Consider the following 15,706-nt stretch of genomic DNA (forward strand, 5'->3'; position numbering starts at 1 on the left):
GGTACCCTCTCGAGAAATCCCGAATGAAACACACTTCAGAAATTCACGGGCTGGCGTGAAATTCGTCGAATGTCGCGGCGGATTGAGTGCGCGTACCCTGCCTTATGAAATCATCAAGCTTGTCGGCGCTAAGCGGAGGGCTGATGCCGTAGCCCTGCAAGCGGTCGCAGCCCTCCGCCTGGAGCCAGGCTGCCTGCTGCTGCGTTTCGACACCTTCTGCGGTCACTTGCATGTCCAGGCCGTGGGCGAGGCTAATCACGGAGCGCACAATGGTTTGGCCTTTGGTATCCTGCAGAAGATCCCTGATGAAGTAGCGATCGATCTTGATCGTATCGAAGGGAAAATTCTTGAGATAGCTGAGCGAGGAATATTCCGTGCCGAAATCATCGAGGGAAATCTGAATGCCGAGCACATTCAGCGTGTTCAGCGTGTCCAGATTGTTAATCGTCCGCTCGAGAAGCACGCCTTCGGTGATTTCCAGTTCCAGGCGCTCGGCTGGAAATCCGACAATATCGAGTGTTTGAGAGATGCGATCGGTCAGGCCCTGCGTCAGGAACTCCGCAGGAGAAAGATTGACCGCAAGCGTATAGTGCACCGGCCATGCCAAGGCTTCGCGGCAGGCTTCTTCTAGCATCCACTGGCCAATTTCCCGCATGAGACCATCGGCTTCGGCCATGGGAATGAAAGCCGCCGGCGGAATGATTCCGAGGGTCGGATGCCGCCAGCGCAGCAGCGCCTCGAAGCCGACCACAATGGACGGAGGCTTCACCAGCGGCTGATATTCGATGAAGAACTCGTCGTGCTGTAGTGCCACGCGCAGGCTGCGCCGCAGCAATTCCCTTTGCTCGACCACGATCAGCATGGCCGGATCGAAAGTCCGCGCACGCCGGCGTCCCTCTTGCTTGGCGGCATAAAGGGCGACATCAGCAGCCTTCATTAGCTGCTCCCCCTCATTGCCGTCGCGCGGTGCAATTGCGACCCCTACGCTAACCCCAACGAAAAGAGAGATGCCGTTGACCATGAACGGCTTCTTGAATTCCGCAACCAGCGCGTTCGCCAGTTTTTCTGGCTCGAAAGCCCCTTGCGGGCTAACCTGGATAACGGCGAATTCATCGCCGGCGAGACGGTAGACAGTTCCGCCCCGGCCGAGCGCTTGCTTGATTCTTTCGGCGGCGAGTTTCAGCACAATGTCGCCGGCGCCGTGGCCAAGCGTGTCGTTGACGGGCTTGAAATCATCCAGATCGAGCTGCATCAGCGCCGGCCCGATCTTGCCGCTCACAGGAAGCAGTTGTGCCAGTGCCGAGCTGAATTGACGGCGATTGGGTAATCCGGTCAAGGCATCGTGCGTTGCTTGATGGATGAGCCGCGCTTTTTCATCATCTTCGGATGGCGGAGCCTCCTTCGTGCTTGCGCCGTTGGTTTCGACAATCAGAAGCCCTGCCCGGATATAGGAGACGAGGACGTTGCATTTTCCCCGCCTGGGATCGTCAAGCCGAATCGTGCGGGGTTCGCTGGTATCGATTACCTGACGAATGAGCTCGGCAAGCGCCGGTTTTGCAAGCAGCGGGTAGGCTTCCCACAACGTCATCTCGTTCCGGGACGCAAGACCGATATGCTTTTTGAATTTCTTGGAGGAATCGAGCAGTTTGAGATCGAGATCCCAAAGCGAAATCATCGCCTCTGAACTGTTGGCGGATTCGGACCCAGATGGAATTCGCTGCGACCGATCCACTCGGTTTTCGGGCATAGGGCCTCGTCCTCCCAAGCCGGCCACGCAAAATCCGGCCATTGTCCAGTTTGATCTAGTCCGTTCGCATCGGCGTGTGCGCATCAACAATCGCAGTCTCATCGAGCGAGCAGGCGTGAGTCGTAACTTACCAGAACGTAGCAACCGCTTTAAGCGAATATATTACGAGATCTTCATATTTAGCAATGACTGCTGCTTCATATACCGATTAAAGAATGGCAGCAGTATCGGCCTGTTTCATTACCGAACACAACATAGTTGCATTATCGCATGAACATTGTTTGGGTTGCAGATCTTCTACACCTCCGATGCTTCGCCCTGTCTCGTATACTTGCCGAAATTCATCGTCGCGATCACGGTCCAACTTTGTCCCCCGGCGATATTGCAGTGCAGCAGGACGAAACGGGTGAGCGGCCTCCTTCGACAGCGCGCACTTGCGGGAGCGACAAGGTGGCCAATCAGAGGGGCGAAAGTGTCGCTTTGCGATTGTTTCGGTGCTTCGATCGGAGGTCCCCTGCGCGAGGCGGTCGCGCGCTTTACCGGGTGAAGAATGGCAGCCGCAGAAATTGTCGCGGCTGAACGCAGCCACCATCCAGCCGCAACGCTGCCTATCTGCGATCCTTTGATCTATTGGGTGACGCCGTCGCTCGCTATCCACGATACGAACGCGTTCAACAGCACAGGGTCGAACTGTCCGGTTGACCTGAGCATCGCATCGATTGCTTCGCAGGGAGACCATGCGGTCTTATATGGCCTCATGGTCGTAAGAGCGTCATACACATCACAGATTGCAGCGATGCGCGCAACCTCGGGGATTTCGGCTCCGACAAGCCCGTATGGATAGCCGGAGCCATCGAACCTCTCATGATGATAGAGGCAAATATCTAGAACGACTTTCGGTATACCCTCGATTTGCCTGAGCATCTCGTGGCCCAACTCTGGATGTGTCTGGATAAGCATGAGTTCGGCGGCATCCAGTGGACCAGATGTCTCCAGCAGCTTCGTTGACAAAGCCATTTTTCCGATGTCGTGCAGCAGTCCGCCGAAACCGAGAAGACCTACCGTGTCTTCGTTCAATCCCAAACCTCGGCCAAATGCGATCACCGATGCGCTTACGGCCAACGAATGAAAGAGGGTTCCCTCCTGACCGCCTTCGGGTTTTTCAGCACCGATTAACGCAACAACATCGGCCGAGGACCGCGACATAAGTTTTCCTACCACTCTCCCGGCAAAATCATATTGGATGTCGTGATAACGCCGCGCCCGATTAAAGAGATGTCGAACGTCCGGTATTGCTTCTTTGATCAACTGCCTGGCCAGTCTGACCTGCTCTGCTCGGTGGGATGATTGGAAGTCGGCATCGATTCCAAGTGCAGTTGGCTTCATCGGCCTTAGAGCATCCGCGCCACTATCCGCATCTTGCGTCGGGTCGATCCACATTGCCTCCCGCTGCACTGTCGGCTTGATATCCACGCGAGATGGCCTCGGCATGGCGTCAATCCCGCTGAAAACCTCATCCACAGGGCGTTCTCGCTTCCCTGCGAAGTTTTTCGTGTCCAGCTGATGTAATCCGACTTTCTCCATCACCGGAACTGCCTGCCAGCCGTTAAAAACTCTGAATGCCCAGTAAATATCATTCACAAGAAACAAGCTACGATTCTGGCCATTGTAACAATAATTATCCATAATGTCGCGCCATATTTTATGAAATATTATCAGAATGATGAAATCATCAATTCACATCTAAATTCAATCGATAGTTATAAATTTTAATACTACAAATTTTGCAATTTTAATAAGATATTTTGAATATAAACTTGGAAATATGCACTATAGACTGATAGAGTTTGAAATTAACCGGCGAAATTTGTGCAACTTGCTCGGCAACCAGTTCCTGATTTCGCGGAGCTCTTTGCTGCTTCATCGGCAGACCTGCCTCCAAGATTGGATACAGCGTGGCTGCTATTATCGGTAAATCAGGTCTCAGCATCATAGGATCGGCCCCTCATGGCGGATACTGATCAGAGCACAGGTCAGCACGCGGCGACGGACTTGAGTTTGTTCTTGCACTGTCCATTGGATGGTCGCTAAGTCACGTTATGGTGGCTGTGAGATTTTGTCGTCGATGAGCGACCTCGGCCTAATCAAATTTGGAAATCAAAGGCAATTCAATGACCAGACAGCTTTCTCTTCCGCGTGATCGGATTTCCGTCCTTCTGTTGGAAGGGATCAGCCAGAGCGCGGTGGACTACTTTGTATCATCGGGCTACGTCAATCTCACTCATTTGCCGAAAGCCCTCGATGACAAGGACCTCAAAAGTCATATAGCCGAAGCGCATATTGTCGGAATTCGTTCACGCACGCAGCTCACAGAGGAAATTTTCAGCTCCGCCAAGAAGCTCATGGCCGTCGGCTGTTTTTCCGTGGGGACAAATCAGGTGGATCTGGATGCGGCCCGCCGACGCGGGATCCCGGTGTTCAACGCCCCCTATTCGAATACGCGCTCGGTTGCCGAGCTTGTCATCGGCGAAATCATCATGCTGACAAGGCGGATTTTCCCGCGTTCGGCTTCTGCTCATGAGGGTGGATGGGACAAATCCGCCGAAGGTAGTCGCGAGATGCGCGGGAAAACGCTTGGTATCGTGGGCTACGGCAACATCGGCTCGCAGCTAAGCGTTCTTGCCGAAAGCATGGGCATGAACGTTCGCTATTTTGATCCTTCAGACAAGCTTCGCCACGGCAATTCAGAATCCATGGCTTCGCTCGGTGAGCTCCTCGAAATCTCAGACTTCGTGACGATGCATGTTCCGGAAACCAGTTCGACGCAAAACATGATCACTGAGGCCGAGCTGCGCAGAATGAAAAAGGGAGCCTTTTTCATCAACAATTCCCGTGGCACCGTGGTCGATCTCGAAGCCCTTGCGAAGGTTTTGAAAGAGGGACATCTCGCAGGCGCGGCGGTCGACGTGTTCCCCAAAGAGCCGGCATCGAACAAGGAACGTTTCGAAACACCGCTGCAGGGTTTGGACAATGTGATCCTAACTCCGCATATCGGCGGGTCGACCGAAGAAGCCCAGGAACGCATTGGAAGGGAGGTTTCCAGGAAGCTCGTCGAATATTCCGATGTCGGCTCGACGCTGGGCGCGGTCAATTTTCCGCAGGTTCAATTGCCGCCGCGTCCAAACGGCACGCGCTTCATCCATGTTCATGAAAATCGCCCGGGTATCCTGAACAGTCTGAATACGATTTTTTCGTCGCGCGGACTGAATATCGTCGGCGAGTTCCTGCAAACGCACGGCGAAACAGGTTACGTGGTTATTGAAGTCGAAGGCGTTGGGCCAAAAGCGAATGATATACTTGACGCGCTTCGCCAGATTCCGGGAACGATAAGAGCTCGATTGGTTTACTGACACCGGTTTGAAATTGGCATTTTCCACCTGTCCTCGCGTAGTTTTATCGCGCAACTGGTGGAGACGCTCATCAATATGATTATCGGAATCGTGAAAACCAATCGTGACGCGTCGCCAACCTGCTTGAATGCCGGACGCTTGAGACCTAAATTGGCTCAATGCTTGATCATTCGTCTCGACCGTTGTCGCCGTCAAATGTCCCAATGGATGCCCTCAGCGAAGTCCTGCAAGACTTTCGCTTGAGTGGCGTCAACTATGGACGCTGCGAACTTAGGCACCCCTGGAGCATCGCCTTTCCGCAACAACAGCTGCTTCGTTTTCACTTTGTCAGCCAGGGTCCGTGCTGGATCCATACCGAAGCCCAAGGATGGCAGGAATTGAACGATGGCGATCTGGTTCTGCTGCCACAAGGCATCGCACATCGGCTGGCCAGCGCGCCAGATGTTGAGGGCGACTCGCGCAAGAGCTGCCAGGTAACAAGATTGGGGAGCAACGTATGCGACGTGGTGCGGGACGGAACGGGTGCAACTAGCACCCTCTTCTGCGGCTCCATGGCTTTGGGAGCGCATGCGCTTAATCCTTTGATCGCCTTGATGCCGCCAATCATCAAGGGCTGCGATGTAGCCGGCAATGACCCGATCGTCGGCCCACTGCTGGCGGCCATGTCGGTTGAGGCGACACAGCCCCAGATGGGGAGCGCGACCGTCTTATCGCGTATGGCGGACTTGCTCGCAGCGCGGCTTATCCGCTGCTGGGTCAACTGCAGCGGCGCCTCGACCACCGGCTGGCTCGCCGCCATCCGCGATCCCCACGTCGGTCGTGTGTTGGCGGCCATGCACAAGGACCCCGGCCGTAACTGGACTCTCGAACGCCTCGCCGGCTTGGCAGGTCAGTCGCGTTCGATCTTCGCCGAGCGCTTCAACGCCATGTTAGGAGAAGGCGCAGCCCATTACCTCGCCCGTTTGCGGATGCAGCTTGCTCGCGAGTTGTTGGGGCAAGGCGGCATGTCGGTTGCCGAAGTTGCTTCACGGTTGGGTTATGAATCCGAGGCATCCTTCGCTCGCGCCTTCAAACGCATCACGAACGTCTCACCGGGCGTTGTGCGTCGCACAAGTTCCGGACGAATAGACATGGATTTCGGATTTTTGGACACATACCGTCCTGAATAGTTCGTCTATGACCTCTCCCAACTCAAGGAGATACCTATGACGGACACAACATCACAGCTTGATGGGGTAGCAATTGACCCGGATACCCCTGAACCGTCCACATGGAGCGCGGCGACCTGGTTTGCCGTTCTTTCAATGGCGGCCACCAGTTTTGCGCTGGTATCGGCGGAATTCCTGCCGGCGGGCCTGTTGACCCCATTGGCCCACGATCTCGGGATTACCGAGGGAACAGCCGGACAGGTCGTCACCGCTACCGCTTCCGTCGGCGCTGTCACTGCCCTATTGAGCAATGTTCTCATCGGCAGACTGAACCGCAAAACGGTGTTGGTCGGCCTCAGCGCGTTGGCGATCGGTTCCAATGTTCTTGCATCATTGGCGACAGATTTTTGGTTATTGCTGTTGGCCCGGGCCGGGCTGGGCATCGCGCTGAGCGGTTTCTGGGCGCTTTCAGTTGCCGTCGTGGCAAGGCTGGTCGGCGCCAATGCGACAGGTCGGGGCATGGCTATCGTCACCCTCGGCGTCTCGCTCGCCACCATAGCTGCACCCTCGCTCGGCGCTTTGATCAGCGACTGGCTGGGATGGCGCGCAGCGATGGCGATGACCGCCGGGCTAGCCGCGCTTGCCATGCTGCTGCAGGTACTCAGCTTGCCGACATTGCCTGCAAGCACCAGCAACAGTCTCGTCGATGTTTTCCGGCTGACACGGCGGCGTACCGTTCAACTGGGAATGCTTGCTATTCTTTTGCTGATGACGGGCCATTTTGCCGGCTCGGTTTATGTGCGCCCCTTCCTCGAACAGGTGACGCTCCTTGAAACCAGATCGATCGCCCTGGCGCTGCTTGGATTTGGCACCGCCTCCGTGATCGGCAATGTCGCCGGTGGCCGCATGGCCGACGCCAGCATCCGCTTCGCACTCGCTGTCACGGCGGCGCTAATGGCGTTTGCTGCCCTTGCTTTGGTGCTTTGGGGCGCTCAAACCGGCATTGCGTTCGGGCTCGTCATGCTTTGGGGCTTCGCTTTCGGCATGGCACCGGTGGTACTGCCGACCAATCTTTCCCGCGGGGCGGCCGACGCTCTGGAGGCGGCGGGCAGCCTGATGGTCGTCTCTTTCCAGGTCGCCATCAGTATCGGCGCGGTTTTCGGCGGCTATATCGTCGACCGCTACGGCGCCGTTGGACCCCTGACGCTTACCGCCGTCCTAGCTGCATCGACGGTCGCCTTGGCGCTGACGCAACCTCGCAGCTGATCTTTGCTTCTGCACTGAGAGGCAAACGCAATCGGACTGAAGATGCTATGAGCCTTCGCATCTGTAAGCGCTGAGTGGGAAATGTATGCCGAGCCGAGTGACGCTCTTGCCGCGCACTGGATATGAGGCCACCGGCGATCGTCGGTGGCCTGGGCGGTTGCAGTTGACCCAATCTGAACGCTGGGTCCTGCAATTTCTCTGGGTTGTGGACTATGATTGCTTCGCGATCCGAACGTGAAAGGCGGGAGCTTCACTCCAATAATTAGTACAATGCCGTCGTTCCTGCGCAGGCGTCCCGGCGCGATGACTATCGATCAATCTTACGACCGCAGACTAGTCGACTGTTGCGTGGTATTGTGGAAGTGATCGATGTACGCAAGACCGGTTCGGCCGTTGCCATCCTTCAAGAGGGATGCGATGGCGACAAACACAAGACGATATGCCGTGCGCCGTGAGATGGATTTGTCCTGGACTGTTTATGATCTGTTTACAGGCATGCCGGCGAAGCCTTCAACTTGGGCACTTGAGAACTTGCCAGAGAAGGAAGCACGTGTCTTCTGTGCCATCCTCAACGAAAAAGATGCCGCTCGCCGCATTATCAGGGATCAGAAGTGAGGTTGACGCCCCACGAAACTTCCAGTGGCTATATCTCGAAACAACAATCTTTGACTATCGAGCAGTCGATCGAATAGCACCGGCCTAGCTGACATCGATCGATGCATTGTCACAAGCGATAATAAAACATTGTCGGGCGAGCTCGGGGGCGGATCGATGTCGAAGCGCCCTCATGCAGGAATAGACAGCATTCCAATAAAGCTGACCTGAGTGTTGATCAAAATCTCGCTGTAGATATCGCAACGCCTCCCTTGGGCCGTCTACAGACCTGATACAGATGTCCCCCTGATGAATGAGGACCGGCGTCTCCCAAGTAAGAGAAAATCCCACGCTGATGACAGAGCCCATTGACTTCCTCCTCGCGATGGCGAAGGGGAAAACCTCTGCCCTCATTGCCAGTATCACCGCCCCATCTAAAAGGATGGGAACGAAAGCGCGATCTTTCAGATTAGCTTCTTGCGAGGCCGGCCTTGCAAATCATCGTGCTATCGCCGCGCCTTTTGGCCGTCGAGATAGCCGTGCTCAAAGGCTTTCGCGAGCACGCATCCTTCTGGATATGGATTTTCTTCATCTTGCTTCTCCCGCATGCCAGCGTTGCCGCCACGCTCATAAGCTTGTCTGGATGCCTCATCGGAGGTTGCCAAATCCGGAGGGCCGATTGCTCCCATACTAGTCGCATCAGGGTGTCGCGCTCCCAGGTCGGGCGGGACGATAGAATTTTGGACATGCATGGCTGTTTCCTCCACGTTGCGCAAAGCGGCACGCGCCCGATGTTTCAGCCAACTTGCGCAGCTGCCGGAAACATCCGTCCTTGCAAGAACACCGCCGCCGCTGAAGCGACACTCACATTCTGGTAGCGACCAGATGAAAGCGACGCTGAAGAAACATCATCGCTCCCCATTTAAGGCTATTTCGTGCGCTGTGGCTTGCGAGATTTGTCATTTCTGTTCTTGCTGGACGATGTCTTCGCGTCAAAGGCCTGCCCGAAATTCGTGCCTCCGAGATGTCCGCCGCCGCTCGTGTTGTTTACTTGGCGCAGCGCTTGTCGAAGAAGCTTCTCTGCATTTGTTTTCGTCATTATGTTTCTCCAAAACAAAAAGGGCCGGGGGAATGCCCGGCCTTTCAAAGAGGTTCGCAATCCGTGCCGATACATGCGCAGTCAAAGCAGGCGCGAGCCGATTGCTTCTCTAACTATGCAGATGCCAGATTCTGCGCAGCATTCTTGCCGCTGCGCGCGTCTCTCACCAGCTCGAAAGTGACCGACTGACCTTCCAGAAGCACTGACATGCCAGACTGCTCTATTGCGGAGATATGGACGAACACGTCCGGCGATCCGTCGCTCGGTGCAATAAAGCCGAACCCCTTATTGATATTGAAGAATTTTACGATGCCTTTGGTCATGACGATGTCCTTTCAATCGCATGGAATTAGCGATGCCCGCGTTGTGCGCGCCATCAACGATCGAGCTTGAGAGGAGAGATCAGCATATGCGCGTGCGCGCACAAACGGAGCTAACGAAGCAAATCCGATGAAAAATAACGTATGAGAAATTTGCGTTCAGAATAAGGTGACTTTCCCATAAACTTGGAAGCCGTCTTAATTTAAAAATATAGATTATTATAATTATAGTGATAAACGTCAACGTCCTGCCAATAAAATTGACAGAAACGCTATCAACACTGGAAATAGCGTGGCGAACAGCTGAAATCTATTTCGATTTCTTCATTTTCTTTTGCTTTGCAGCCTCCACAACTGGCTGAGCCAGCCGTAAAGCTCGAAGCTTCTCCGTCTTTTTATGACGCGCAGCCTCTTCGGCTGCGAGAATATTTCTGGCTGCAGATGTCGTAAGGTCAGCCTTCGCCTGGGCGGAAATCTTTGCCGGCTTGAAGAAAACGTCCTTTGTCGCAGTCATGCTTGCTCCTTCTGATGGCTTCGATATTGAGACAGGGAATGATCGGTTACCGAACCTTTCGCTTGGGAGAAGCGAGGAGACCTTCTCGCTGCGTCTTTCTCTTCAGAACGCGAAGGGCCTGATCGACATTGTTATCTATGACGCTTACCTGCAGAACGGCTCCCTGCGGTTGCTACTGCTGTTTTTCCGGCCCGAATGGCTTGCGAGTTCACCCAACTGGATCCGATTCCGCCTATTGTTGCTCCTCTCTCATCCGGCGGCGGCAGGATACTGACATCAATGTCATCTAGTCCGATGCTACGCTCGAAGGTCTCGTTCTCGAATTGAACGCGGTAACGAACCAGGCCTTTCTCCTCGGGTAGACAGGAGAGAATATGACCGACCCCGGTTGGATGGGCATTTCCAAGAGCACGGGGCTTCAACTTGATAGTGTCGCCGGGCTTCAGGCGTTGATTTCGCATATGGTTCTCCGCCAGACAAAAAACAAAAGGCCGGGCGTTACCCCGACCTCTCATAGTCATTCAATTCTACTGCCAGTACATCCGTGGTCAGCGAGAAAGAATGACAAATTCAAACCGCCTGAAGATTGTCGGCGGAACTTTTGCCGGTTTTACGATCCTGAACAAGATCATATGCAATTTTCTGGCCATCCTTCAGTGCGCGCAGTCCGGCGCGCTCCAAAGCGGATATATGAACGAATACGTCCGTGCTGCCGTCATCGGGCTGGATGAAACCAAATCCCTTGCCGGCATCAAACCATTTTACGGTGCCTGTAGCCATGATGATTTCCTTTCGAGGCAATTGCCGTGGTTCCCGCGATACCTTGCGGGATCAGATCGATTATTTGAGAGGAAATCCGGCGAGCCCTGCGGCTCTTGAGCGACATCACAAGCAATGGTCGACATGACCAATATAGGCTCAATTTCTGATTTTGCAACGCCCGGACCAGTTTAATCGACGAACGGCAATGTCGCCGACATCCTGATATCAAGAGAATCTCCGTGATCGTTCATTGTCCCTGCTGTCCAAGACCAGCGCGCTCATCAAAATTGCATATTCTTCGCGCAAATTTCCGGATTGCTCAATTTTTCACCAACAGCACAGCGCCTTCCTCAAATAAAATCAATAGGTTGCAATCTGGCACGCCACTTGCGTCGTATTATCCGAGTTGGTGGCTAGGGTTCCGGCGCTCCATTGCGAGCGTGGCTGGTCCGAGAGCTACCACCGGCTGGGGGAGAAATCCCACCGGATGCACGGCGGGATAAAAGCCCGGGAGACCTCGTAAGCCAAGGGATTGGCGGCGCGATGGTCTTTGCCGATCCCTTTTTGAAAAAAGCAAAAGGGGAATTTCAATGCAGACGTTTTCGAAAATCCTTTCCGTCACAGCTCTGTCCATGTCGTTGGTCCTCGGGCTCGGTTCCGTCGCCAGCGCAGCTCCCAAAACCAGCTTCAAGGTTGCCTGGTCGATCTATGTCGGCTGGATGCCCTGGGGCTATGCCGCCGACCACGGCATCGTCAAGAAATGGGCTGACAAATACGGGATCAACATCGAGGTCACGCAGTTCAACGACTATGTCGAGTCGATGAACCAATATACGGCCGGCGCCTTCGACGCGGTGACGCTCACCAACATGGATGGTCTCTCCATTCCAGCGGCCGGCGGCGTCGACACGACGGCCGTCATCGTCGGGGACTTCTCGAACGGTAATGACGCCGTCATCCTCAAGGACAAGGCAGACCTCGCCGACATCAAGGGCCAGAACGTCAACCTCGTCGAATATTCCGTCTCGCACTATCTGCTGGCGCGCGCGCTCGACGGCATCAAGCTCAGCGAACGCGACGTGAAGGTCGTCAATACCTCGGATGCCGATATGGTCGCGGCCTATAAGACGCCTGACGTTTCGGCTGTTGTCACCTGGAACCCACTTGTTTCGACTATTCTCGAGGATCCCACCGCCAAGAAAGTCTTCGACAGTTCGCAGGTACCGGGCGAGATTATCGATCTGATGGTCGCCAACAGCAATGCGCTGAAGGACAACCCGAATTTCGGCAAGGCGCTCGCCGGCATCTGGTATGAAACGGCCGCGCTCACGAAAGCCGACACGCCGGAGGGTAAGGCTGCTCGCGAGGCAATGGGCACGGCGTCGGGCACCGACCTCAAAGGTTTCGAGGCGCAGCTCGCTGCGACCCGCCTTTTCGACAAGCCCGCAGATGCGCTCACCTTCACCACCTCGCCGAGCCTGCCGAAGACCATGGACCTGGTGCGCAACTTCCTCTTCCAGAAGGGGCTGCTCGGCAATGGTGCTCCTTCTGCCGATGTCATCGGCATCGAAATGCCCGACGGCAAGGTGCTTGGCGATAGCAAGAACATCAAGCTTCGCTTCACCGAGACCTACATGAAGTCAGCCGCCGACGGCTTGCTCTGAGCCTTTTCCATAGGGCGGCGCGAGCGCGCCGCCAGCCTTCCTTCCGCGGAGCCTTTCATGCGTTGGATCAATACGAAGCCAAGCCCTGGTGCGCGGCTTGCCTTGACGCTCTTACCCTTTGCGCTGCTGATCATTGCCTATGCGATCGGTTCCGCCGCAAGGCTTGCCGAAAACGCCAATGACAAGCTGCTTCCCAATTTCGCCGGCTTTGCCGACGCCATCAACCGCATGGCCTTCGTCGCCGATCCGCGCACGGGAGATTACCTCCTGTGGTCCGATACAGGAGCAAGCCTCGTCCGGCTGCTGTCCGGTCTTGGCATATCGACGGCGATCGCGCTTTGCCTGGGCATGCTGATCGGCATGCTGCCCTATCTGAGGGCGCTTCTGTCCCCCTTCGTCGCCGTCATTTCCATGGTGCCCCCGCTCGCGCTGCTGCCGATCCTCTTCATCGTCATGGGCCTCGGCGAGACGTCGAAGATCGCCCTCATCGTCATCGGCGTCGCGCCGACGATGATCCGCGATCTGGCCCTGAAGGCGCTGGAACTGCCGCGCGAACAGATCGTCAAGGCCGAGACGCTTGGCGGCTCCTCCTGGCAGATCGCCCTTCGCGTCGTGCTGCCGCAGATCCTGCCGCGGCTGATAACCTGCCTCAGGCTGCAGCTCGGCCCGGCTTGGCTGTTCCTGATCGCCGCCGAAGCGATCTCGTCCGATTCCGGCCTCGGCTACCGCATTTTCCTCGTTCGCCGCTATCTCTCGATGGACGTGATCTTTCCCTATGTCGTCTGGATCACGCTGCTTGCCGTGCTCATGAACTACCTGCTCGATCGCATCCGCATCGCCGTCTTCCCCTGGTCCGAACTGGAGAAGCAGGCATGAGCGAGCTCAAAATCGAAAAAGTCTGGAAGGAATATGGCGACCAGATCGTGCTCGAGGATGTCTCGCTGACGGTCGCCTCCCGCGCGTTCGTTGCGCTCGTCGGCCCCTCTGGCTGTGGCAAGTCGACCTTCCTGCGCATGCTGCTGGGACAGGAACAGCCGACGCGCGGTACGATCCTGCTCGATGGCACCGCCCTGCCCTCGGAACCTGGCGCGGATCGCGGCGTGGTCTTCCAGCGCTATTCAGTCTTTCCGCACCTGACCGCGCTCGGCAACGTGCTGCTCGGCAAGGAGCTTGCCGCCTCGCGCTACAAGGCACGGCTTTTCGGTTCAGCGCGGCGCAGCGCCATCGATGAAGCGCGCGGGCTTCTTGCCGAAGTCGGCCTTGCCGGCGCCGAGAACAAGTATCCGGCCCAGCTTTCCGGCGGCATGCAGCAGCGCCTCGCCCTTGCGCAGGCGCTCATCATGCGGCCGAAGGTGCTGCTGCTCGACGAGCCGTTCGGTGCGCTCGATCCCGGCATCCGCGCCGAAATCCATACGTTGATGAAGCGCCTTTGGCACGAGACGCAGATGACCGTGGTCATGGTGACCCATGACATGCGCGAGGCCTTCACGCTTGCGACCCGCGTCGTCGCCTTCGACCGCCGCCGCGACAGGCCCGAGGAGAAGGAACGCTATGGCGCGACCATTACCAAGGACATTTCCATCTGGCCGCCGCGCATTGCCGGCGCAGCCTTGATCTTTGGCCCCGACCGGGACGGCCCGGTCTCTTCCCTGGGGCACCGCCGGGACGACCTGGCACCGTCGGGAGATATTTAGCCATGCAGCACGTCAGACGTTCGCCAGAAGAAATCGCCGCCAATCGAGCGCGGTATGAAGACCATCAAAGGAAGGGGCTGGAATTCGCGCCAAAGGCATTGCCGGCGCCAAGCCCGCTTCCCGCCCCGCCGATCGACCCCGCCCTTGTCCTCCACCGGGAGACCGTCCCCGGCGGCTGGTACTGGTCGACACGCATCAGGGCGGGTGAGACGCTGCGCATCGCGCAGGAGCATGGCTTTTCCGCCGTGTCGCTGATCGCCTGGAACGCGGCGGATCCGAGCGAGCGGCTGAACCTCGTCGATACCGTCAAAATGCAATGGACCACCGCGCTGTCGAAGGGCCGCGTGATCTTCTCCGACATGGGCCGTGTCATGTTCTCGGTCACGGAAGATTCCTCCGGCGCCCATGATTGCCTGATGGGAGGCTCCACCGCCGCCTCCAACGAGGCAAAATATGGCCAAGGCCAGCGCAACAGCCGCGATAATTTCATCTTGCTCGCGACGAAAGCAGGTTTGGATCGGCGCGATATTCCCGCCGCCTTCACGCTTTTTGCCCCGGTCCGGGTCGATGCGGACGGCAGGTTCGCCTGGAAGCCGGAACTTCTGCATGACGGCGATTACGTCAATCTTCGCGCCGAGATGAATATGATCGTCGGCTTTTCCAATTGCCCGCATCCGCTCGATCCAAACCCGCACTACGCGCCGAAGCCAATCGTCATCAGCCGCCTGGCTGCCCAGGCCATCCCCCTCGACGATCTGTGCCGTACCGCCACCGCCGAAGCCGTGCGCGGCTTTGAAAACAATGCCTTCGCCAATCTTTAAGCCGGGAGAACGATCATGAGCGATTTCATTCAGACCGCGCCGTCCCGCACGCTCGACAAGGCGGTGCAGGATCATTTCACCGCCGCCGAGGCGCCATTTTCGACCATCGTGCGCAAGGGCCAGACGCTGCGCATCGAGGACAGCTACGGTCAGCAGGCGATCGACACGCTGTTCTACAATGCCGGGGACTATTCGGAGCGCTATTCCAATCAGGACACCATGCGCGAACAGGGTGCCGCCTATATCACCACGGGCACCCGGATCATCTCGAACGAGGGGCGCGTCATGCTGACGATGACCGCCGACAGCTGCGGCCGTCATGACACCTCGGCCGGCGCGTGCTCGTGCGAGAGCAACACGGTGCGTTTCGGCCATGGCACGAAATATCTTCACGCCTGCCGCGACAACTTCGTGCTGGAGGTTTCCAAGCATGGCATGAGCAAGCGTGACGTCGTGCCCAATATCAATTTCTTCATGAATGTGCCGATCGAACCATCAGGCGAAATGACGATCGTCGACGGCATCTCCTCTCCCGGCGACTATGTCGAGCTCAAGGCCGAGATGGACGTGCTTCTCGTCATTTCCAATTGCCCGCAGATCAACAATCCCTGCAACGGCTTCGACCCGACGCCGATCCGAGTCCTCGTATGGGACGGTGAGGCCTGAG

15 protein-coding genes, 1 pseudogene and 1 riboswitch are annotated in these 15,706 nt (G+C 56.6%); of the genes and pseudogenes, 9 read left to right on the plus strand and 7 right to left on the minus strand.

What is annotated here, in order from left to right; translation table 11 throughout:
* Positions 1–43: 43 nt before the first annotated feature.
* The gene (locus tag FP026_RS04310; protein ID WP_149633386.1) at positions 44–1,747 is read right to left on the minus strand and encodes a putative bifunctional diguanylate cyclase/phosphodiesterase; all 1,704 of its coding nucleotides are present in this window, start codon (positions 1,745–1,747) and stop codon (positions 44–46) included.
* A 627-nt stretch (positions 1,748–2,374) separates the two neighbouring features.
* Positions 2,375–3,433, minus strand: coding sequence for an HD-GYP domain-containing protein (locus tag FP026_RS04315; RefSeq protein ID WP_149633387.1), 1,059 nt, complete (start codon positions 3,431–3,433; stop codon positions 2,375–2,377).
* 485 nt (positions 3,434–3,918) lie between these two features.
* Here FP026_RS04315 and serA point away from each other — a divergent pair, with 485 nt between their 5' ends.
* The 4 genes from serA (at position 3,919) to FP026_RS04335 (ending at position 8,186) form a co-directional block, all read left to right on the plus strand.
* A complete protein-coding gene (gene serA / locus FP026_RS04320; RefSeq protein ID WP_149633388.1) occupies positions 3,919–5,157 on the plus strand; it encodes a phosphoglycerate dehydrogenase in 1,239 nt (412 codons plus the stop codon).
* Positions 5,158–5,315: 158 nt separating this feature from the next.
* Positions 5,316–6,326 carry an AraC family transcriptional regulator gene (locus FP026_RS04325; RefSeq protein WP_188112492.1) on the plus strand — a complete coding sequence of 337 codons (1,011 nt, stop codon included), beginning with the start codon at positions 5,316–5,318 and terminating at the stop codon, positions 6,324–6,326.
* 36 nt (positions 6,327–6,362) lie between these two features.
* Positions 6,363–7,571, plus strand: coding sequence for an MFS transporter (locus tag FP026_RS04330; RefSeq protein ID WP_149633390.1), 1,209 nt, complete (start codon positions 6,363–6,365; stop codon positions 7,569–7,571).
* A gap of 417 nt (positions 7,572–7,988) precedes the next feature.
* On the plus strand, positions 7,989–8,186 hold the full coding sequence (locus FP026_RS04335; protein ID WP_149633391.1) for a hypothetical protein: 198 nt from the start codon (positions 7,989–7,991) through the stop codon (positions 8,184–8,186).
* An 84-nt stretch (positions 8,187–8,270) separates the two neighbouring features.
* Here FP026_RS04335 and FP026_RS30905 read toward each other — a convergent pair whose 3' ends face one another.
* The 5 genes and pseudogenes from FP026_RS30905 to FP026_RS04360 form a co-directional block, all read right to left on the minus strand.
* The gene (locus FP026_RS30905; protein WP_149633392.1) at positions 8,271–8,579 is read right to left on the minus strand and encodes a DUF982 domain-containing protein; all 309 of its coding nucleotides are present in this window, start codon (positions 8,577–8,579) and stop codon (positions 8,271–8,273) included.
* Positions 8,580–9,377: 798 nt separating this feature from the next.
* Positions 9,378–9,587 carry a cold-shock protein gene (locus tag FP026_RS04345; RefSeq protein ID WP_149633393.1) on the minus strand — a complete coding sequence of 70 codons (210 nt, stop codon included), beginning with the start codon at positions 9,585–9,587 and terminating at the stop codon, positions 9,378–9,380.
* Positions 9,588–9,894: 307 nt separating this feature from the next.
* Complete coding sequence (locus FP026_RS04350) at positions 9,895–10,098, minus strand: hypothetical protein (protein ID WP_149633394.1); 204 nt, start codon at positions 10,096–10,098, stop codon at positions 9,895–9,897.
* A gap of 55 nt (positions 10,099–10,153) precedes the next feature.
* Positions 10,154–10,252 (minus strand): annotated as a pseudogene (gene rpsU / locus FP026_RS04355) (30S ribosomal protein S21); the annotation flags it as partial.
* A gap of 416 nt (positions 10,253–10,668) precedes the next feature.
* Positions 10,669–10,878 carry a cold-shock protein gene (locus FP026_RS04360; protein WP_149633395.1) on the minus strand — a complete coding sequence of 70 codons (210 nt, stop codon included), beginning with the start codon at positions 10,876–10,878 and terminating at the stop codon, positions 10,669–10,671.
* A 384-nt stretch (positions 10,879–11,262) separates the two neighbouring features.
* A riboswitch (guanidine-I (ykkC/yxkD leader) is annotated at positions 11,263–11,376 on the plus strand.
* Between the two features lie 74 nt (positions 11,377–11,450).
* On the opposite strand from FP026_RS04360, the gene FP026_RS04365 reads away from it, so the two are divergent.
* Genes FP026_RS04365 through FP026_RS04385 form a run of 5 tightly spaced genes read left to right on the plus strand, consistent with a single transcriptional unit; the run spans position 11,451 to position 15,705 of the window.
* Positions 11,451–12,524 (plus strand): putative urea ABC transporter substrate-binding protein, encoded by a 1,074-nt coding sequence (locus FP026_RS04365; RefSeq protein WP_149633396.1) that lies wholly within the window; start codon positions 11,451–11,453, stop codon positions 12,522–12,524.
* A 57-nt stretch (positions 12,525–12,581) separates the two neighbouring features.
* Positions 12,582–13,400 carry an ABC transporter permease gene (locus tag FP026_RS04370; RefSeq protein WP_149633397.1) on the plus strand — a complete coding sequence of 273 codons (819 nt, stop codon included), beginning with the start codon at positions 12,582–12,584 and terminating at the stop codon, positions 13,398–13,400.
* Positions 13,397–14,218 carry an ABC transporter ATP-binding protein gene (locus FP026_RS04375; protein ID WP_149633398.1) on the plus strand — a complete coding sequence of 274 codons (822 nt, stop codon included), beginning with the start codon at positions 13,397–13,399 and terminating at the stop codon, positions 14,216–14,218. Before FP026_RS04370 ends, FP026_RS04375 begins: the two co-directional genes overlap by 4 nt.
* A 2-nt stretch (positions 14,219–14,220) precedes the next feature.
* The gene (locus FP026_RS04380) at positions 14,221–15,039 is read left to right on the plus strand and encodes an urea amidolyase associated protein UAAP1 (protein ID WP_149633399.1); all 819 of its coding nucleotides are present in this window, start codon (positions 14,221–14,223) and stop codon (positions 15,037–15,039) included.
* Between the two features lie 15 nt (positions 15,040–15,054).
* Positions 15,055–15,705, plus strand: coding sequence for an urea amidolyase associated protein UAAP2 (locus FP026_RS04385; RefSeq protein WP_149633400.1), 651 nt, complete (start codon positions 15,055–15,057; stop codon positions 15,703–15,705).
* The last annotated feature ends 1 nt before the right edge of the window (position 15,706 follow it).

This window comes from Martinezella tropici, assembly GCF_008370325.1.
In the GTDB taxonomy this organism is placed as follows: Bacteria; Pseudomonadota; Alphaproteobacteria; order Rhizobiales; family Rhizobiaceae; genus Rhizobium; species Rhizobium tropici_B.

Bases quoted from the DNA above. Each gene is read 5' to 3' on its own strand.
- FP026_RS04330 (WP_149633390.1), top strand. From the start codon at position 6,363: ATGACGGACACAACATCACAGCTTGATGGGGTAGCAATTGACCCGGAT.
- FP026_RS04360 (WP_149633395.1), bottom strand. From the start codon at position 10,878: ATGGCTACAGGCACCGTAAAATGGTTTGATGCCGGCAAGGGATTTGGT.
- serA (WP_149633388.1), top strand. From the start codon at position 3,919: ATGACCAGACAGCTTTCTCTTCCGCGTGATCGGATTTCCGTCCTTCTG.
- FP026_RS04335 (WP_149633391.1), top strand. From the start codon at position 7,989: ATGGCGACAAACACAAGACGATATGCCGTGCGCCGTGAGATGGATTTG.
- FP026_RS04365 (WP_149633396.1), top strand. From the start codon at position 11,451: ATGCAGACGTTTTCGAAAATCCTTTCCGTCACAGCTCTGTCCATGTCG.
- FP026_RS04370 (WP_149633397.1), top strand. From the start codon at position 12,582: ATGCGTTGGATCAATACGAAGCCAAGCCCTGGTGCGCGGCTTGCCTTG.
- FP026_RS04310 (WP_149633386.1), bottom strand. From the start codon at position 1,747: ATGCCCGAAAACCGAGTGGATCGGTCGCAGCGAATTCCATCTGGGTCC.
- FP026_RS04325 (WP_188112492.1), top strand. From the start codon at position 5,316: ATGCTTGATCATTCGTCTCGACCGTTGTCGCCGTCAAATGTCCCAATG.
- FP026_RS04385 (WP_149633400.1), top strand. From the start codon at position 15,055: ATGAGCGATTTCATTCAGACCGCGCCGTCCCGCACGCTCGACAAGGCG.
- FP026_RS04380 (WP_149633399.1), top strand. From the start codon at position 14,221: ATGCAGCACGTCAGACGTTCGCCAGAAGAAATCGCCGCCAATCGAGCG.
- FP026_RS04375 (WP_149633398.1), top strand. From the start codon at position 13,397: ATGAGCGAGCTCAAAATCGAAAAAGTCTGGAAGGAATATGGCGACCAG.
- FP026_RS04350 (WP_149633394.1), bottom strand. From the start codon at position 10,098: ATGACTGCGACAAAGGACGTTTTCTTCAAGCCGGCAAAGATTTCCGCC.
- FP026_RS04345 (WP_149633393.1), bottom strand. From the start codon at position 9,587: ATGACCAAAGGCATCGTAAAATTCTTCAATATCAATAAGGGGTTCGGC.
- FP026_RS30905 (WP_149633392.1), bottom strand. From the start codon at position 8,579: ATGAGGGCAGAGGTTTTCCCCTTCGCCATCGCGAGGAGGAAGTCAATG.
- FP026_RS04315 (WP_149633387.1), bottom strand. From the start codon at position 3,433: ATGGATAATTATTGTTACAATGGCCAGAATCGTAGCTTGTTTCTTGTG.